The organism is Streptomyces sp. NPDC036815 (genome assembly GCF_055609205.1).
Window position 1 is genome coordinate 62,404 of record NZ_JBVJPW010000001.1, and the last position, 17,322, is coordinate 79,725.

Consider the following 17,322-nt stretch of genomic DNA (forward strand, 5'->3'; position numbering starts at 1 on the left):
GCCCCCTCAGGCGCGACGATCCGCGAGAGCCCAGGAGGCCGCCGCGACGCCGCCGGCCACACCGAGGACGGCGGGCCAGGCGCCGACCTTCTTGGCCAGGGGATGCGACCCGGCGAACCCGGCGACGTACGCGGTGGTGAGCGCGACGGCGGTCTTCGCCCCGGCGGCCTCCCGCCACTGCCGCGCGGCCACGGCCCCGGCGGCGGCGAGCACGACGCCGCCGAGGGGACGCTTCTTGGTGAGGCGGGCGGTGGTGTACCCACCGATGAGCCCACTCGCAGCCACTGCCGCCGTCGGAATCCTCGCCATGTTCGCTCCGCCTCTCGGTAAGCCGCGCTGGACGCGCTGGATGCGCTGGACGCCCTGGACGTCCTGTGACGTCAATACGTCCAAGTTGTGTTCTTTGGCCCGAGGCTAACGTGCGGCGACCGCGGCCTGTCCGCCGGGCTCACAGCTTCGGCTCCACGGGGCCCGGCTGGGCGCTGCCCCACTCCTCCAGCACGCCGACGGCCACGCCGCGCGTCTCCCCGCCGACGGCCACCTCGTCCAGCATGCGCCGCTCCCCGTTCGGCAGGGCGAGCTCCCGATAGAACCGCAGGTCCTCGTGCCCGTTGAGGGCGGCGTCCCGACTGGTCGCGGCGTACACGAGCCGGGAGATCCCCGCCCAGTAGCAGGCGGTGAGACACATGGGACAGGGCTCACAGCTGGAGTACAGGGTGCCGCCCTCCATCACATACGTCCCGAGCCGCCGCCCCGCGTCCCGCAGGGCGACGATTTCGGCATGCGCGGTCGGATCACACGACTCGACAACGGAGTTGCTCCCACTCCCCACGACTTCCCCACCCAGAACGACGAGGGCACCGAAGGGCTTCTTGGTACCGGGGTCGAGGGCGTGGCGGGAGAGGGCGATGGCTTGGTCCAGGAAGGTGCGGTCCTGGTCGTGTTCCGGGGCGTACGGCAACGGAGTCTCCCTCAGCTGTGGGCCGACAGGGCCGCGTCGCTGTACGGCCCGTTCAGCTCACCTCGTAACCGCTCGAAGCCGTCGTCACACCAGGGAGCGAGATCGTCGGCAGGACGGCCCAGGGGTGCGGGTCAGTAGCGGGCACGACAGCAGACTGCGCTAACTACGCAAGGCCGGGCATGTGGCACAGGGAAAGGGCGATCCGGTGCGACCAGAGCTGCGTCCGGTGCCCTGAAACTCGGAGAACCCTCCGGTCTCGTCGCGGTAAATGACTCCGACATCGTGCTCTTCGAGGAGCGCTCGTATGTCTGCGTCGGGGAGCTCGGGGGAGAGGACCATGAGTCGAAGCGGCTGGTCGTGCTCCATCGTGCGGAGGTACCTGCTGAGATCCAAGAGCTGCGCCAGTGCGCTTCTTATCGCCTCACGCGATGTGCTCCCCGCCGTTTCGTAGAGAGTGTTGTCGCTTTCGTCGTAGAGATCGCTTATGAGGGTAGATGTCTTATCCTTTACCTCCACCTGCAAATGGCCGACCGAGTGCCCAACTGCAGCCAGTCGGCTCTCGTAACTCTCGCTCAACTCGTCGCGCCGTAGCGCGACGGCATCCTCTGGTGAGAGGCTGCGCTGCTGATTTCGCTGTCTACGTTGTGCCCTTGCTAGCCGAGTTGCTTCCCTCGCGCGAAAGAAGATGGGTCTCGTTGCTCTCGCCTTGGGGAGCGTGTGATCTTCGGAGCGAAAAACCGGACCGATCGGGCGCAAACGGAAAACGATGACGCTTCGGTCTGTCTGGTCTTCATCCGGGGCCTGACGCAACTCGTAGGGCTCGCGTTCGTCGACTCTGAATGCGCCTACGTAGCGATGCGTCCGGGTGCCGGAGCCCGGAACTCTTCCCTCAGCGATGAACAGGTGGAGGGTGCGTCCGCGTGCAGCGTGGTCCAGCACCGCGGAGTTGCCCTTGCCGTAGAGGCCTCCAAAGGTTTGGTCGCCTCGCGCACCCGCGCCGGTGTACATGAAGACGGGGCCAAGGTCGTCTTCCTCCGCCAGCCATCCGTCCCGGTAACCATATGACTGACCGGCCTCGATGTCTGAGAAGAGGACGACAGTCTTCTTGGCCTCTGATGGGCATATCCCGCCTTGGGGGCTACCACCTAGTACTTCACGGATCTCCGCACGCGTACGGATCTCCCCGGGCTCGATCACAGGGGCGGACGGCATCATGACGTAGAGGCTAGTCCGCCCACCCGGAGCCGGAACGGCCAGGCCAACAAGACGTACAGTCACGTTCTTTGGCAGCCCTCTTTGACTGAGGGACGATGAAGGTATGGATCAGGGAGTAGCCGCAGTACTAGCGGGTGTCGTCGGTTTGGCAGGAGCCGTTGCTGGCGCGATCGCCGGCGGGGTCTTGGCTGTGCGGGGGGCGAAGATCGGTGGCAGCAGCGCAGTTGAAGCTGCACGACTACAAGTCGAGGGCCAGGCTGTCTCCGAGCACCTTCAATGGGTACGAGGCCAACGGCAGCAGGCTTATGGGCGGCTACTCGATGCCCAATCTGCGGTCGAGGACACCTTGGCGCGAGCGGCGCCGGGAATACACGCCGGTGGGCGGCTAACCAACGAGATACGCGATGAACTGGCGGAGCGTAACCTTGCCTTGCAGTCGTGCACGAGACAAATCGCGCTATGGGGACCGGAAGAGGTCGTCCGTCTAGCGCATGTTCTTGCGTTCCATACGATCGAAGCGACTCAAGCTCTCAGGCGGGCGCAGGGAGACGGCGTTGCCGCCCCCAGACGGCAGAGTCCAGAGTGGGCGCGGTGGGAAAGCGCAAACCGAGAGATGACCGGGGCTCACTCCGTGTTCCTTGAGCGGGCGGGGGCGATCATTCGCGACCCCAACCAGCCAGTCAACTAACCGTTGGTCGATGACTGTATGGCCGTCACAAATATCTGCCAAGCGTGGGCGCTCGTGGCGACTTGCGGACCATGAGGGTCTTTGGAATCCCGTACAGCAACGACGGCGCTCCCCACACCGACCTCGACGCACTCTCCTCCCATGCCGTTGCTGTAACTACTGCGGCGCCACAGCACACTTGGATCCATCATCATCGGGAGTGCTCCTCCAGGATTCTCTTGATCAGCAATTCAGACCGCTGCGGGCTCAGAGCAAGCGCACGCAGGTGGTCGAACGCCTTCCCATAGAGGTCCACGTCTTTGGGGTCCTCGAGGTAGACGGAGTCTGTTAGCCCCTCGCGGTACACCACGTCCGGGTCCTCTTGCTCGGGGAAACCGAGGATCGTGAACGACCCTGTAGTGGGGTAAGCGCCTGCATCAAACGGCAGGACCTGAATCGTCACGGCCCTCAACCCTGCCAATTCCAGCATACGTTCGAGCTGGCGAGCCATGACCTCTCGACTGCCCACCACGTGCATCAGGGTGCTCTGGTGCACGACGGTCCAGAGGTCAGGTGCGCTGTCACTCGTCAGAAGGTTCTGGCGGCGCATGCGGACATCGACCATGCGCTGGATGTCGTCGGCGGAGTGGTCGGCCCAGGCGCGGCACAGCTCCGCTGCGTAGGCGGGCGTCTGGAGGAGCCCAGGGATGAACTCGCTGTGATAGCTCCGTAGTCCGGAGGCCGCCTGCTCCAGGCCGACGTACACGGAGAACCATGACGGCACCGCATCACCGTGGGCGTGCCACCAGCCCTTGGTCTTCGACTCCTTGGCCAGGGACTTGAGGAGGCTGCACAGCTCGTCGGGCGTTCCGTAGAAGCGACACAGCGCGTCCACGTCGGAGGGTTGAACGCGTCCTTGGCCCGTTTCCATGCGGTTGACCTTGGAGCTGCTCCAGTCCAGTTCGCTTCCCACGTGGCTGCAGGTGAAGCCGTGCTCCTCGCGGAGCTTCTTGAGCTCGATAGCCAAGCGACGGCGGCGTGCAGTTGGAGATCCAGCCATGTCAACTCCCGGTGATGTAGCGGAAGTCCCATCCCATCGGAAGTCGCGCGGCAGGCCAATCACTCCTTAGAGGGAATCCCTTCGTGCACGTTGCATGAAGGGATGCGCACTGGGACTCTCTTACTGAGAGTGATCCTCGATCACGCTGCGATGTACGCGGTGTGCGGGAAGTGGGTAGCGATGATCTACGCGAGTGAGCGTTCCCGGCGGGACCCTTGGGTGCAGCACTTCCTGGCTGATCCGCGCGAAGTGGCGGCGCTGCGGCGGGCCATGCGGCTTCACCTCACCCTGTGGGGGCTGCCGGATCTGATTGAAGCGGCTCAGGTGTGTCTGACGGAGTTGGTGGCGAACGTGGTGCGTCATGTCGGTGTAGGTACTGCTGCATCCCTCACCGTGATCATGCGGGACGCCTGCCTCCGGATCGAAGTGCGTGACTCAGACGCCCGGGCACTCCCTACGCTCCTTGACCCGAGCGCTGATGGGGAGTCGGGGCGAGGGATGGCCGTCGTCGATGCGATGTCACAGCAGCGCTGGGGCGTCATTCTCTGTGGTGACTCAAAGACCGTCTGGTGTGAGTTGGCGATTGAGGGGGACGCCTTCGAGGGGTCCCATGGGGAACCGGCGGTAGGGCGAGTGTCGGACCGCTGGCCGCTCTCTGAAATTCGAAGAGGCCATGGCCTACCAGGGCGGGTCAGCGTGGCAGTCGCGGAGGAGGCGGCGATCGATCTGATCGCCGACCTCCTGCACTGGCTCCGGGCGCATGGTTGTGACCCCGATGAGGCGCTGGATCGAGCCCAGATGCACTTCGAGGTTGAGAGCCAAATTGACGAGTCAACCGGCCCCCCGTTCTAAGGCGTTAGGTTGAGGCGATTGCCGAGTACGTCCATACGTCGGCCGGCATTTCGTGCTCGAGTTCCCACGTGATCGCCATGGGCTTGCTTCCTTCGTGGGATACGTAGCGGGCAGGCCCGAGGAGCATCCACGGCTCGGCGCCACCGATGTCAGTGTTCTTGTATCGGCGCACGAAGAGCAGGATGTGGCTCCCGCGTTGGACGTGCTCGCGGTATCTGCGCCCTGTCGTCGAGTCCTCGTCGGTTTTGCCCTGTGACTCCCAGTGGAACCTGGTCGGACTCATCGCATAGTCCTTGTACCGGACCGTGGGCGAGAAGTCCTTCTCGTCCTTCTCCAGCGTGATCAGGAGAGCATCAGAGTTGATCTCCTTGGCTTCAACGACTCCCTGCGCGAAGGACCGCGGCATCTGCCCTCCGAGACGGGCCACTCCGAGGGCCGCAAGGACCTCTGACCGGTTGTAAGAGCTGTGGATCTTCATGGGGAGGCCACTGTGCGGGCCTTCTAGTGAGAGGGGAAAGTGCTCCGCGGTAGCAAGGCAGTAGTCGAGGACCTGGTGGAGTTCTTCACGAACCGCCTTGTGGGCGCGCAACGCGGTCAGTCCCTCCTGGTACGAGGCGTAACCACCGCCCTGGTCCCAGAAGTTGAAGAACAGCATGCGGGCGTAGCCCTGCTCGGTCGGAGTCAAGGAGTCATACGAGGGAGTGTCATCGGCCAGAAGCCGCTGGTACATCTCGATGCGCTCGAGGTCGTCCACGTGGAGGAAGGACGGGATGCGCTTCAGCAGCTCCGATTCGCCTTCGGGCGTGGATCCGGGGAGTAGCTTGGCGCGGCGGAGCAGGCTAGTCCACGAGTTGCCGTTGCCTCCGCGGTAAAGCTCCTTGAGCTCGCGGCCACTTTCCTCCAGGTAAGGAGCGAGGCGGGGCTCGGCGTAGACAGCAACTTCACGGGCAAGCGCTGTTACGTTGACGTTGAGCTGTTCCTTGATGTTCTTAATGATGGCCTGTTTGGCCTTTGCTTCCAAGATGATTTGGCAGCCCGAAGGAAGCATGGGGAAGTCGTTACTCAGGTTGTCGAGTAGGCGTTTCCTGGTGAGATTCGTCAGGGCTCGAAACTGGTTCTCGAAGCGAAACTCTTTACGGTGTTGTCCAATGAAGTCGAGCACCGTGAGAACGGCCTTGTTTTCGGTTCGGCGTAGGCCGCGCCCCAACTGCTGTAGGAACACGGTGGCGCTCGCCGTGGGGCGGAGCAAGAGCAAGGTGTCGACATCAGGGATATCGAGGCCCTCGTTAAAGAGGTCGACCGAGAAGATCACCTGAATCTTACCGAGTTTCAAGTCGATGAGAGCTTGCTCGCGCTCGGCGCGGTGACTTTCGCCCGAGAGTGCCACTGCGCTGATCCCAGCCGCTCGGAAGTATCGAGCCATGAAGTGCGCGTGCGGGACGGAGACGCAGAACCCGAGGGCGCGCATGGAGCTTGGCGAGGCAATCTTCTCCTTGACTGCCTTCACCACGAGACGGGCCCGCATGTCATTACCAGTCAAGACATTGCTGAGGGCGGCCGAGTCGTAGTAACCGCGCTTCCACTCTACTGAGCTCAAGTCAGTGTTATCGCTGATCCCGAAGTAGTGGAACGGGCTGAGCAGGTCGTTCTCCAGAGCTTCCCAGAGCCGCATCTCAGCAGCGATGTTTCCGTCGAAGAACTCATCCTGGATGTTATAGCCATCCATGCGCTCGGGAGTCGCTGTCAGGCCGAGCAGCTCACCAGGCGTGAAGTGATCAACGATCTTTCGGTAGGTGGGAGACGTTCCGTGGTGAAACTCATCGATGACGATGACGTCGAAGTGGTCAGGGGAGAGCTTGTCCAGGGTTCGGGAATTGAGGGACTGGACGCTCGCGAACACATGCGTCCAGTCTCGGGGGATCTCGCCACTATAGAAGAGCTCACCAAAGTTCGCGTCATTCAGTACGCCTTGATACGTTCGCAGCGACTGGTCCAAGATTTCTTTGCGGTGCGCGACAAAGAGAAGTCGTAGATCGCGTCCCGCACGGCGGCGCAGCTGCTTATAGTCGAGTGCGGCCATCACGGTCTTACCGGTTCCGGTTGCGGCAACTAGGAGGTTGCGATGGCGGCCACGCACCGAGCGTTCAACTTCCAGGCGCTCCAGCATGTCCTTCTGGTGCGGGTAGGCGGTGACTTCAAGGCCGGAGAGTGTGATGGTGTTCCTTCCAGATCCATGAGTGCGCCCACTCGCTTGAGCGAGCGCCCCGTCCAACCGGTCTGCATCATTCTCGGGGTGATACATCTCGAATGCGGGCTCGCTCCAGTAAGAATCGAACGTGGCCTCAAACTTCCGTAGGACAGCAGGCGTAGCTACTGAAGACATGCGGACGTTCCACTCGAGACCGTCAAGAAGTGCAGCCTTGGAGAGGTTGGAGCTGCCTACGTAGGCCGTGTCGTATCCACTGTTGCGGCGGAAGAGCCATGCCTTGGCATGCAGTCGGGTTGAGCGCAGCTCGTAGTTGACTTTGACTTCGGCGTTGAATTCGCTGACCAGGCGGTCGAGTGCTTGCCGTTCCGTAGCCCCGATGTAGGTGGTGGTGATGACGCGGATGGGAACTCCGCGGTCACGGGCGGCATGGAGTGATTGCTCAAGGACGCGGATGCCGTGCCACTTCACAAAGGCACACAGGAGGTCGATGCGGTCTGCTGTGGCGATCTCAGCACGCAACTCGAAGCCCAGACTTGGATCTTCGGGCGAGTTGGTGATCAGCGCGGTCTCGGAAAGCGGCGTGGCGGGGCGAATCGCGTAAACGCCCTTGGCCTCCGGTTCGGCGATAGCGAGAAGGTGGCGTGGGCCTTCTGCTACGAGATCGACCCATTCGCGGGCTCCAGCCAGGGTGCCGACGGATTCCAGGATGTGGTTGGCGGCATGCACCCGTTCGGCCTCGGGCAGGTTCTGAAGGGTACGACGTACGGTCTCAGCCACATGTCGGGCGAGGACGTGTGGGACCGACTCGGAGCCGATCACGCCATCGATGGCACGTCGATCGCCCAATTCGAGTACCTTCAAACGGTCCTCGAGCCTCAGAGTAATGAGCTGCTCGTACAACCCAGAGGCTGGCTGTCTGTCGTCTCCCACATCAGTCATGCCGTAGATCTCCCCGTAACTGCGGTTGCAGACATGCCAGGTCAGCCTGCTGTTGGTGACCGTAGCGCAGCGGTAACGCGCAGAGTGCTCAGGATCGAAAACGCAGCCGCAATCGGCCTGAAGGGGGCGGGAGTTAGCCTCGGTGGCTAAGTCAGATGGACGGCATCCGCAGCGGCCACCTACGCGTCAACACAGGCTGCTGTCACCCCCCGTGACACTCCCCATAAACCCGCCCAGACCCACACCAACACCCAGCCCCCCGCTCCGGCGGCCAAGCCACCGCCCGCCCCCGCGCCGCCAGCGTCGTCGCGTACTGGGGGAGGAGTGACGGGTCCTCCGGGGAGGATGCCTCCGATGCCGCGAAGGCCTCGTAGGACGGGACCGTGCCCGTGACGATGCCCAGGTTCGGGGTGCCGGAGGCGGCGAGTTCGCGGAGGGACGACTCTATGGTCGACAGGTGTGCCTCGTGCGACGGGTACTCCGAGGACAGGGCCGGGTACGCCGACAGGAGTTCCGTCAGTTCCGCCGCGGGCCAGTGCAGCACCGCCACCGGGAACGGGCGGGACAGCGCCTCGCGGTACGAGCCCAACTCCGCCTGGATGCGGGCGATTTCCGCGCGCAGCTCCGCCGGGTTCTCCGAGCCGAGGGACCACACCCGCTTGGGGTCGTGGAGTTCGTCCAGGGGGACGGGCGCCGTCGAGATCCGGTCCGCCAGGGCGTCCCACTCGTCGTGGTCCGCGCCCAGGAGGCGGCGCACGCGGTGGCGGCCGAAGAGCAGCGGGTGCATCGCGTACGGGGGCTCCGGCGTCGGCGCCGGAAGCAGCAGCGTCGCCGCCTCCGTGAACGTCTCGTGCGCCTGCTCCAGCTCGTCGTGCGACTCCAGGGACTCCGCCACGATCACCCACGGCGCCGGGTCCCGCGGCGCCGCCGCGCGCACGCCGTCGATGATCGCCCTCGCCTCCGCCTCGTGCCCGTACTCCCAGAGGTTCGAGGCCTTCAGGGCGCGGATGAGGAGCGGGGAGCCCGCGGGCGTCTCCGCGGAGAGCAGGCGGTCGTAGAGCGTCGTCGCCCGGTCGCGGGCGCCGGCGAGTTCGAGGTGGGCCGCGGCTTGGAGGAGGAGCTGTTCGGCGTCCTCCGGGTACAGGCCGGCCGTGCGTTCCAGGCGCGCGGCTTCGGCGATGTGGTCGACGTCGACGTGGTCGGCAGCAGCAGGCTTGTCGGGGCGCATACGGGACACGGTACTGCCGAGGGGGCCTCCAGCAGGAGGGGCGGTGCGGCTGCCGCCTCGCCCGGCCATGGATTGTTGGCGGAGCAACGCCTATCCTCCCGGCGGCCGGGGAGCCTGAGCGGATGGAGCGGATGGAGCGGTTCGAGGAGCCCGGGTGGTCGGCAAGCCGGGGTGCCCGGCCACCCCGGCCACCCCTCAAGCCAGGCAAGTCCGGCAAGCTCTAGGAGGAGGCCTCGTGCGCGAGCGGGTTCCGGTGGTCCAGCACGGCCGCACCCGGCGCCGCACCCGGCGCCGCACTCACCGCCCCGCCGCCCACCGCCCCGCCCCCATCGCCCGCGCCCTATGGTGCACCGCCGAGCTCGCCGTCACCCTCGGCCTCGTCCTCCTCCTGCTCGTCGCCCATCAGCTGTGGTGGACCAACCGCCAGGCCCGCGCCGCCGCCGAGCGCAAGGTCCAGGCTCTGGAGGAGGAGTGGGGAGGGGGTACGGGTGGGGCCTCCGGTTCCGGGGCCGGGGCGGGCGCGGGGGCCGGGTCCGGTTCTCGTGCCGAGGGAGCGGGCCGCGGCCGCCCCGCACACCCGCCCCCGGGCAACGGTCGCCCCCGTACAGGGAGCGGTGGAACCGACAGCCCTCCCCCCACCCCCCGGTGGGACCAGGCCTACGCCGTCCTCCGCATCCCCCGCATCGGCATCCGCGTCCCCGTCGCCGAGGGCGTGAGCAAAGAGGCCGTGCTCAATCAGGGGTACGCCGGCCACTATCCCCGTACCGCCCAGCCCGGCCGGGCCGGGAACTTCGCGCTCGCCGGGCACCGCAACACCCACGGGGAGCCGTTCCGGCACATCGACCGGCTGCGGCGTGGGGACGAGGTCACCGTCGAGACCGCGCAGGCCACCTATACGTACGTCGTCGACAGGACGCTGGCGCGGACCTCCGCACGCGACAGCGGCGTGATCCGTGCGGTGCCGCGCAGCGAGGTGCGCGCGGGGTACGGGTACCGCGAGCCCGGGTACTACGTCACGCTCACCACCTGCACCCCGGAGTACACCTCCAAGTACCGGCTCGTCGTGTGGGGCAAGCTGCGCGCCATGCGGCCGCGTTAGGCAGCGGGCTGCGCCCCGGGCCCCGGATAGGGTCAGGCCTCGTGATCGCTCGACGTCCCCATCTCCTCTGGCTGCTCGGCCCCTTCGTGCTGTATCTCGGGGCCCTGCCGTTCGCCAACCGCGTGCGGCCCGTCGTCCTCGGGCTGCCCTTCCTGTTCTTCTGGCTGTTGGGGGCGACGCTGCTCACGCCGCTCTGCGTGTGGCTGGCCCACCGGGGGGACCGCAGGAGGACGGAGCGTGCGGCGTCATGAGTGACGGAGCCGTCGCCAGCGCCGTCTTCGGCGTCTTCATGGTGGGGACCGTCGCCCTCGGCCTCGCCGCCGTGCGCGGGCGCGGCAAGCAGGGCGGGATCGCCGAGTGGTCGGTGGGCGGGCGCAGCCTCGGCGCCGTGTTCATCTGGGTGCTCATGGCGGGCGAGGGCTACACCAGTTTCAGCTATCTGGGGGCCGCGGGCTGGGGGTACAACTACGGGGCTCCCGTCCTCTACGTCGTCGCCTACATGTCCTGCGGTTACGCCGTGGGGTACGTCGTCGGGCCCATGCTCTGGGCCTACGCCCGGCGCCACGGGCTCGTCAGCATCTCGGACATGGTCGCCCACCGGTACGGGCGGCCCTGGCTCGGCGCGGGCGTCGCGCTGCTCGTCACCGTCTTCCTGCTGCCCTACATCCAGTTGCAGATCACCGGCATGGGCGTCGTCGTCTCGACCATTTCCTATGGTGCCATCAGCCTCAACTGGGCCTATTTCATCGGCTTCGCCGTCACCACCGGGTTCGTGGTGGTGAGCGGTCTGCGCGGGAGCGCCTGGGTCTCCGTGCTCAAGGACGTGCTCGTGGTCGGGACCCTCGCGTTCCTCGCCGTCTACGTACCCCTGCACTACTTCGACGGGTACGGGGAGTTCCTCGACCGGATCGTGCGCGAGAAGAGCGACTGGCTCACGCTGCCGGGCAGCGGCGGCAGCCCCTACGGGGAGGCGTGGTTCGCCACGACGTCGCTGCTCAACGCGGTGACCGTGGTGATCTTCCCGACCACCGTCGCCGGATATCTGGGCGCGCGCAGCGCGGACGGGCTGCGGCGCAACGCCATCTGGCTGCCCGCCTACAACGTGCTGCTCTTCGTGCCCATGCTGCTCGGCATGGCCGCGGTCTTCGTCGTGCCGGGGCTCGTCGGCGCCGAGTCCAACCTCGCGCTCTTCGAGCTGGTGGTGGATTCGCTGCCCGCGTGGGCCGTCGGCGTCATCGGGGTCGCGGCCGCGCTCTCCTCCATCGTGCCGATGGCCGTCTTCATGCTGGTCATCGGGACCATGTGGGGCAGCAGCGTGCTGTCGCTGCTGCCCCGTTGGCGCACCCCGCAGCGGCAGAAGCTCGCCTCGCAGGGCGTGGTCGTCGTCGCGGGAGGCCTCGCGCTCGCGATGACGTACGGGGCGCCGAACACCCTCGTACGGCTCTCCCTCATCTCGTACGAGGGGATGGCGCAGCTCGTACCGATCCTGCTGCTCGGCCTCGTGTGGCGGAGGCTGACCCTCGCCGGGGCGCTGAGCGGGCTCGTCGTGGGCGTCGGGCTGGTGTGCGCACTCGTCTTCAGTGACCACGACCCCGTCGCGGGGGTCAACGCGGGCATCGTCGCGCTCGCCCTCAACCTGGCCGTGGCGCTCGCCGTCACGTATGTGGGCCCGGCCGACCGCCCCGACCCCCGGCCTGACGAGGAGGTCCTCGCGAGCGATCCCCTCGATCCCCTCGATCCCCTCGACGGGCCGGACGGGGATGAGCTCAGCTCCGCCGCTCCTTCAGGAACAGCACGCTGACCGCGGCGAGAACGGCGAGGCCCGCCGAGACGAGCACGGCCACGTCCGTGCCGCGCCCCAGGTCGCCGGAGGACGTGGACACCGCGATCATCAGCGCGACCCCCGCGGCCGAACCGATGTAGCGCGCCGTGTTGTTGGCGCCCGAGCCCATCGCGGCGCGCTCGGCCGGTACGGACTCGACCGCGAGGAGCGGGAGCGCGGCGTTGAGCAGGCCGCTGCCCGCGCCGGAGACGACGAGTCCGGGCAGCAGGCGGAGCCAGGAGCCCGCGGACGCCGCGCCCAGCATGGTCAGGACGGCGACGGCGTGCAGGGCGAAGCCCACGACCAGCTGGTGGCGCGCGGAGACCCGGCCGACCAGGCGCCTGGCCTGCAGGGCCACGGCGAACGAGACGCCGGACCAGAGGAAGATCAGCCAGGCGGCGTTCATGGCGGACAGGCCGAGGGTGTGCTGGAGCAGCGTCGGCAGATAGCTGAGCAGCGCGATCACGGAGAAGCCGGTGAACAGGGCGCCCGCGGTGGCCGCGAGGAACGGCGGGCGGCGCAGCAGGCCGAGGTCGAGCAGCGGCGCGGCCGCCCGCCGTTCGACGAGGACGAACGCCGCGGTGAGCAGCACGGCGGCGACGAGCAGCGCGCCCACCGGCGCACGGAGCCAGCCGTCGCGGCCCAGCGTGAGCGCGGCGACCAGCGCGATGAGCGCGAGGCCGAGCGTGAGGGCGCCCGCCAGGTCGGGGCGGCCGCCGCGCGGGGCGCGGGACTCCGTCAACGTACGCGGGACGAAGGCGGCGACGGCGAGGGAGGCCAGGCCCATGACGGCGTAGGCCCAGCGCCAGTCGGCCGTCGCGATGCCGCCCGCGATGAGCGGGCCGACGGCGATCCCGGCGCTCACGCACGCGCCCCAGATCCCGGTCGCCCTGACCCGCCCGTGACCCGCGGGGAAGGCCTGCACGAGCAGGCCGAGGCTGGTCGCGAGGATCGCCGCGCTGGCCGCACCCTGCGCCACGCGGGCCAGCGTGAACAGCCAGGTGGAGGTGGCGAGGGCGCCGAGCGCCGTGGTGAGGCCGAGCCCGACGGTCCCGGCGAGGAAGATCCGTCGGCGGCCGTGGTCGTCGGCGAGGCTGCCGGCGACCAGCAGGAACGCGGCGAGGCCGAGCGGGGTGCCGTTGAGCAGCCAGGCCTGGGCGGAGAGCGAGGTGCCGAGGGAGGCCGCGGTGTCGGGCAGGATCACGGCGGGCGCGGTGTACGTCATCAGGGCCACGGCGGTGGCGGAGCTGGTGACGGCCAGGGTCGCGGCGGGGCGGTGGGGGGCGCGCGGGGTGCGGTGGGTGCGAGGGGTGCCGCGTGGGGGCGCGCTCGTCGGGGGCGGCGGTGCGGGGGTCGGGCGGGGCATGGGTCTGCCTCTCCTGGGGTCCTAGGTTCAGTGAATGAACTGCGCGGGTGCGGATCACCGTAGCAGTCGAAGTTCATTGATTGAACCTTCGGTGGGGAAAAGGATTAAGGTGGACGCATGGCTCTCGGCAAGGACTACGTCTCGCAGCAGTGCTCGGTCGCCCGCGCGCTCGAGATCGTCGGGGAGCGCTGGACCTTCCTCGTCGTCCGCGACGCGATCTACGGAGTGCGGCGCTACAACGACTTCCTCGTCCACCTCGGCATCCCGCGCGCCGTCCTGGCCCAGCGCCTCCAGACGCTCACCGGCGCCGGAGTGCTGGAGAAGCGGTCCTGCGCGAGCTCCCCGTCCCGCCACGAGTACGTCGTCACGGAGCGCGGCCTCGAACTCTGGCCCGCCCTGTGCGCGCTCAGTGCCTGGGGGCGCGACCACTTCACCGACGGCGAGGCGTGCCGCGTCTTCCGCCATGCCGCGTGCGGTACGGAGCTGGGGGCGGTCGGGAACTGCCCGGCCTGCGGGACCCTCGTTCCGGTCCCGGACATCGAGATGCTGCCGGGCCCCGGGCTCGATCCGGACCCGAAAGATCCGGTCAGCCGCGCCCTCGCGCGTCCCCGCAGGCTCCTTCAGGTCGTCGAAGTCGATCCTGTATAACGGCATTACGACATAACGGCAGTACGACATAACGGCAGTACGACCGATACGGGATGTGGGGGAGGGTGGACATGGCCGAGACGCACGGAGTCGCCGACCTGCGCGGAACGCTGCGCAACGCGATCCGTGGCGGAAAGGCCGCCGCACGTCCCGCCCTGCTCCTGCTGTTCCTCCTCGTCGAGGTCGTCCTCGTCGACACCGGCAGCCTCACCGCCGCCGTCGCGCTCGCCGCGACCGCCGCGGCGGGCTCCGCGCTCGCCGTCTGCTCCGTGCTCGCCGCGCGCTGCGCGCCTGCCGTGCCCCGCACCAGAGTGCGCACGGCCATCCGCGACCGCGAGATGCGCACCGCCTTCCTGCCGCAACGCGATCCCGACGCCAAGGGCCGCAGGCGCCCCCGAGCACCCGGACGCGCCCTCCCGACGACCGCGTAGGGGCGCGAGGCAGCAGCACCGGCAGGCCACGGCCGGCTCACCACCACGGCCACCTCACCACCACTGCCACCTCACCCAGCAGCACCACCACTGCCGCGCCCCTTCGCGGCTCGTCACGCCGACGCGACGTATCCCGTCGCCATCTCCCGCGGAATCACCGGTTCCCCGGTTCCCTCGGCACGACGAGTCCCTCGGAGGGCTACTCCATGTCCAGCTTCATGTCCAGCTTCATGTCCGTGTTCGCCGGCCTGGTCGAGCACCTCGCCGACCTGCTCGACCCGCTCTTCCACGGCTCGGCGACCGCCGCCGCGATCGTGCTGTTCACCGCCTGCGTACGTCTCCTCGTGCACCCCTTGTCGCGTGCGTCGGCCCGCGGGCAGCGGGCCCGCGCCAAGCTCTCGCCGCAGATCGCGGAGCTCCGCAAGAAGCACGGCAAGAACCCGGAGAAGTTGCAGAAGGCCGTCCTGGAACTGCACCGCAAGGAGAAGGTGTCGCCGCTCTCCGGGTGCCTGCCCAGCCTGTTCCAGCTGCCCGCGTTCTTCCTGCTGTACCACCTCTTCTCCAACTCCAGCATCGGCGGCGACGCGAACACCCTGCTCGACCACACCCTCTTCGCCGCGCCGCTCGGCGGCCGCTGGAAGGACGCGCTGGCCGACGGCGGGGTATTCGGCGCGCAGGGCGTGGTCTACCTGGCGCTCTTCGCGATCGTCGCCGTGGTCGCCACCTTCAACTACCGGCGCACCAAGCTCCAGATGGCGGCCAACCCGCTGCCGCAGGCCGGGCCGGGCGCCGGTGACCAGCAGGTGCCGGGCATGGGCGCGATCACGAAGGTCATGCCGCTGATGTCGTTCATGACTCTGTTCACGGTGGCCGTGGTGCCGCTGGCCGCCGCGCTGTACGTGGTGACCAGCACGACGTGGAGCGCGGTCGAGCGGGCGGTGCTGTACCGGGACATGCCGGGCAGCGCCGGGGCGCTGGCCGCCGCTGTCTGAGGTCGCGGAGGTCTCGGCTACCGCCCGGTAAAGGTCCAGTACGTGAACGGGGTATTGCGGACCGGACGGCGAACTTGGACGATCGGCCAAACCACACCTCCGAGGCCGTAACCCGTCCCCTGCCTCGAACCACCTCGGCTGGGGAGACCCCATTGCCGGGCTACCGAGAATGGAGTCTGACCATGAAGCTGCTGCGAGTCGGTACGGCAGGGGCGGAGCGACCGGCGCTCCTCGACGCCGACGGCACCCTCCGTGACCTGTCGGGCATCGTCGCCGACATCGACGGCGAAGTGCTCGCCGACGCCGCCGCGCTCGGCCGGATACGGGCCGCCGCCGACGCCGGTGACCTGCCCGTTCTCGACGCCGACGGGCTGCGCGTGGGGCCGCCGGTCGGGCGGATCGGCAAGGTCGTCTGCATCGGGCTCAACTACCACGACCACGCCCGCGAGACGGGCGCCGAGCCGCCCGCCGAGCCGGTCGTCTTCTTCAAGGCGGCCGACACGGTGGTCGGCCCCGACGACACCGTCCTGGTGCCGCGGGACTCGGTGAAGACGGACTGGGAGGTCGAGCTCGCCGTGGTCATCGGGCGTACGGCGCGCTATCTGGAGTCGCACGAGGAGGCGCTCGCGCACGTCGCGGGGTACGCGGTGGCGCACGACGTCTCCGAGCGGGAGTTCCAGATCGAGCGGGGCGGCACCTGGGACAAGGGCAAGAACTGCGAGACGTTCAACCCGCTGGGCCCGTGGCTGGTCACCGCCGACGAGGTGGCGGACCCGCAGGCGCTCTCCCTGAAGCTGTGGGTCAACGGCGAGCTGAAGCAGGACGGCACGACCGCCGACCAGATCTTCCCGGTCGCGGAAGTGGTGCGGTACGTGAGCCGGTTCATGACGCTCTATCCGGGCGACGTGATCAACACGGGGACGCCCGCGGGCGTGGCGATGGGACAACCCGAGCCGAAGCCGTACCTGCGGGCGGGCGACGTGGTGGAGCTGGAGATCGGGGGGCTCGGCCGGCAGCGGCAGGAGCTGAAGGGGGCGTAAGCCTCCCGCGAGGCGGTGCGCGGCGTTCCCGGTCCGCCGGGGGCGCCTGCGCGTCATCAAAACGTGGTGAGGGCCCCCAACGCCGTCCCGCTGAGCGCCGCTTCGGCCGGAGTCAGTCCCATGGCGTCAGGCTCGTCCAGCGGGCCGCGGCCCGGCGCGCGAGCACGAGAGCCGTGTGGGGGACCTGCACCGGGCGGTCCACGACGAGGCGGTGGTCCTCGTGTCCCGGCCCGGGAGGAGCTGTACAAGCAGGCGCTCCGCGACATGTGGCCCCACTGGCCGACCATCACGTGAGCTACGCACCACGTGACGTCCGCTCAGGCAGCGAGGAATCGCTCCAGCGCCTCCACCACCAACGCGTGATCCTCGACCTGCGGCAGCCCCGACACCACCACCGCACCGATCACCCCCGCCCCCTCGACCGCGATCGGAAACGCGCCGCCGTGCGCCGCGTACACGTCGGGGTCGAGGCGGGAGGAGTCCTCGAACGTCGTGCCCTTGGCGCGGAAGCGCGTGCCGACGAGGAGGGACGAGCAGCCGTACCGTTCGACGACCCGGCGCTTGCGGTCGATCCACGCGTCGTTGTCCGGGGTCGAGCCCGGCAGCGCCGCGTGGAAGAGCTGCTGGCCGCCGCGACGGATGTCGATCGCCACCGGGGCGCGGCGCTCGCGGGCCAGCTCCGCCAGGAGCGTGCCGAGCGTCCACGCGTCGTCGTGGGTGAAGCGGGGGAGGACCAGGCGGGCCTCCTGGGCGGTCAGTTCGTCGAGGGTGGGTGCCTCGCTCACCGTGCTCC

General features: G+C 68.1%; 17 protein-coding genes. 8 read left to right on the forward strand and 9 right to left on the reverse strand.

Features of this window, described 5'->3' with window-relative positions; all coding sequences use genetic code 11:
• Positions 1–6: 6 nt before the first annotated feature.
• From ACZ69I_RS00335 to ACZ69I_RS00355, 5 genes are all read right to left on the reverse strand, one after another.
• Positions 7–309 (reverse strand): hypothetical protein, encoded by a 303-nt coding sequence (locus ACZ69I_RS00335; RefSeq protein ID WP_467669863.1) that lies wholly within the window; start codon positions 307–309, stop codon positions 7–9.
• A 139-nt stretch (positions 310–448) separates the two neighbouring features.
• Positions 449–961, reverse strand: a complete 513-nt coding sequence (locus ACZ69I_RS00340) for a nucleoside deaminase (RefSeq protein ID WP_470829781.1) — start codon at positions 959–961, stop codon at positions 449–451.
• A 159-nt stretch (positions 962–1,120) separates the two neighbouring features.
• On the reverse strand, positions 1,121–2,176 hold the full coding sequence (locus tag ACZ69I_RS00345) for an SRA domain-containing endonuclease (RefSeq protein ID WP_470829783.1): 1,056 nt from the start codon (positions 2,174–2,176) through the stop codon (positions 1,121–1,123).
• Positions 2,177–2,860: 684 nt separating this feature from the next.
• Entirely contained in the window at positions 2,861–3,058 is a 198-nt protein-coding gene (locus ACZ69I_RS00350; RefSeq protein ID WP_470829785.1) for a DUF397 domain-containing protein, read from the reverse strand.
• Positions 3,055–3,903 (reverse strand): helix-turn-helix domain-containing protein, encoded by an 849-nt coding sequence (locus ACZ69I_RS00355; protein WP_470829786.1) that lies wholly within the window; start codon positions 3,901–3,903, stop codon positions 3,055–3,057. The genes ACZ69I_RS00350 and ACZ69I_RS00355 overlap by 4 nt, the downstream gene beginning before the upstream one ends.
• A 129-nt stretch (positions 3,904–4,032) precedes the next feature.
• Between ACZ69I_RS00355 and ACZ69I_RS00360 the strand changes: the two genes are divergently transcribed.
• Entirely contained in the window at positions 4,033–4,755 is a 723-nt protein-coding gene (locus ACZ69I_RS00360; protein WP_470829787.1) for an ATP-binding protein, read from the forward strand.
• A 4-nt stretch (positions 4,756–4,759) separates the two neighbouring features.
• Here ACZ69I_RS00360 and ACZ69I_RS00365 read toward each other — a convergent pair whose 3' ends face one another.
• Positions 4,760–7,903, reverse strand: coding sequence for a DEAD/DEAH box helicase (locus ACZ69I_RS00365; RefSeq protein ID WP_470829788.1), 3,144 nt, complete (start codon positions 7,901–7,903; stop codon positions 4,760–4,762).
• Positions 7,904–8,105: 202 nt separating this feature from the next.
• Positions 8,106–9,131: an SEC-C domain-containing protein gene (locus tag ACZ69I_RS00370; protein ID WP_470829789.1), complete on the reverse strand. Its 1,026-nt coding sequence runs from the start codon at positions 9,129–9,131 to the stop codon at positions 8,106–8,108.
• A gap of 235 nt (positions 9,132–9,366) precedes the next feature.
• Between ACZ69I_RS00370 and ACZ69I_RS00375 the strand changes: the two genes are divergently transcribed.
• From ACZ69I_RS00375 to ACZ69I_RS00385, 3 genes are read left to right on the forward strand one after another with little or no spacing between them, the layout of a single operon-like run.
• Positions 9,367–10,230, forward strand: a complete 864-nt coding sequence (locus tag ACZ69I_RS00375) for a class E sortase (RefSeq protein WP_470829790.1) — start codon at positions 9,367–9,369, stop codon at positions 10,228–10,230.
• 41 nt (positions 10,231–10,271) lie between these two features.
• Complete coding sequence (locus ACZ69I_RS00380) at positions 10,272–10,481, forward strand: DUF3311 domain-containing protein (protein ID WP_470829792.1); 210 nt, start codon at positions 10,272–10,274, stop codon at positions 10,479–10,481.
• The gene (locus ACZ69I_RS00385) at positions 10,478–12,031 is read left to right on the forward strand and encodes a sodium:solute symporter family protein (RefSeq protein ID WP_470829794.1); all 1,554 of its coding nucleotides are present in this window, start codon (positions 10,478–10,480) and stop codon (positions 12,029–12,031) included. The genes ACZ69I_RS00380 and ACZ69I_RS00385 overlap by 4 nt, the downstream gene beginning before the upstream one ends.
• On the opposite strand, the gene ACZ69I_RS00390 is transcribed toward ACZ69I_RS00385, so the two are convergent.
• A complete protein-coding gene (locus ACZ69I_RS00390; RefSeq protein WP_470829795.1) occupies positions 11,997–13,418 on the reverse strand; it encodes an MFS transporter in 1,422 nt (473 codons plus the stop codon). The two genes, ACZ69I_RS00385 and ACZ69I_RS00390, sit on opposite strands and share 35 nt — an antisense overlap.
• 117 nt (positions 13,419–13,535) lie before the next feature.
• Between ACZ69I_RS00390 and ACZ69I_RS00395 the strand changes: the two genes are divergently transcribed.
• From ACZ69I_RS00395 to ACZ69I_RS00410, 4 genes are all read left to right on the forward strand, one after another.
• The gene (locus tag ACZ69I_RS00395) at positions 13,536–14,066 is read left to right on the forward strand and encodes a winged helix-turn-helix transcriptional regulator (protein WP_467669831.1); all 531 of its coding nucleotides are present in this window, start codon (positions 13,536–13,538) and stop codon (positions 14,064–14,066) included.
• A gap of 71 nt (positions 14,067–14,137) precedes the next feature.
• Positions 14,138–14,497: a DUF6412 domain-containing protein gene (locus ACZ69I_RS00400; protein WP_470829798.1), complete on the forward strand. Its 360-nt coding sequence runs from the start codon at positions 14,138–14,140 to the stop codon at positions 14,495–14,497.
• A 218-nt stretch (positions 14,498–14,715) separates the two neighbouring features.
• The gene (locus ACZ69I_RS00405) at positions 14,716–15,489 is read left to right on the forward strand and encodes a YidC/Oxa1 family membrane protein insertase (protein WP_470830625.1); all 774 of its coding nucleotides are present in this window, start codon (positions 14,716–14,718) and stop codon (positions 15,487–15,489) included.
• A 182-nt stretch (positions 15,490–15,671) separates the two neighbouring features.
• The gene (locus tag ACZ69I_RS00410; protein ID WP_470829800.1) at positions 15,672–16,529 is read left to right on the forward strand and encodes a fumarylacetoacetate hydrolase family protein; all 858 of its coding nucleotides are present in this window, start codon (positions 15,672–15,674) and stop codon (positions 16,527–16,529) included.
• 317 nt (positions 16,530–16,846) lie between these two features.
• On the opposite strand, the gene ACZ69I_RS00415 is transcribed toward ACZ69I_RS00410, so the two are convergent.
• Positions 16,847–17,314, reverse strand: coding sequence for a heme-degrading domain-containing protein (locus ACZ69I_RS00415; protein ID WP_467669823.1), 468 nt, complete (start codon positions 17,312–17,314; stop codon positions 16,847–16,849).
• Positions 17,315–17,322 lie beyond the last annotated feature (8 nt).

Bases quoted from the DNA above. Each gene is read 5' to 3' on its own strand.
- ACZ69I_RS00335 (WP_467669863.1), bottom strand. From the start codon at position 309: ATGGCGAGGATTCCGACGGCGGCAGTGGCTGCGAGTGGGCTCATCGGT.
- ACZ69I_RS00345 (WP_470829783.1), bottom strand. From the start codon at position 2,176: ATGATGCCGTCCGCCCCTGTGATCGAGCCCGGGGAGATCCGTACGCGT.
- ACZ69I_RS00350 (WP_470829785.1), bottom strand. From the start codon at position 3,058: ATGATGATGGATCCAAGTGTGCTGTGGCGCCGCAGTAGTTACAGCAAC.
- ACZ69I_RS00355 (WP_470829786.1), bottom strand. From the start codon at position 3,903: ATGGCTGGATCTCCAACTGCACGCCGCCGTCGCTTGGCTATCGAGCTC.
- ACZ69I_RS00365 (WP_470829788.1), bottom strand. From the start codon at position 7,903: ATGACTGATGTGGGAGACGACAGACAGCCAGCCTCTGGGTTGTACGAG.
- ACZ69I_RS00370 (WP_470829789.1), bottom strand. From the start codon at position 9,131: ATGCGCCCCGACAAGCCTGCTGCTGCCGACCACGTCGACGTCGACCAC.
- ACZ69I_RS00385 (WP_470829794.1), top strand. From the start codon at position 10,478: ATGAGTGACGGAGCCGTCGCCAGCGCCGTCTTCGGCGTCTTCATGGTG.
- ACZ69I_RS00390 (WP_470829795.1), bottom strand. From the start codon at position 13,418: ATGCCCCGCCCGACCCCCGCACCGCCGCCCCCGACGAGCGCGCCCCCA.
- ACZ69I_RS00395 (WP_467669831.1), top strand. From the start codon at position 13,536: ATGGCTCTCGGCAAGGACTACGTCTCGCAGCAGTGCTCGGTCGCCCGC.
- ACZ69I_RS00400 (WP_470829798.1), top strand. From the start codon at position 14,138: ATGGCCGAGACGCACGGAGTCGCCGACCTGCGCGGAACGCTGCGCAAC.
- ACZ69I_RS00405 (WP_470830625.1), top strand. From the start codon at position 14,716: ATGTCCAGCTTCATGTCCGTGTTCGCCGGCCTGGTCGAGCACCTCGCC.
- ACZ69I_RS00410 (WP_470829800.1), top strand. From the start codon at position 15,672: ATGAAGCTGCTGCGAGTCGGTACGGCAGGGGCGGAGCGACCGGCGCTC.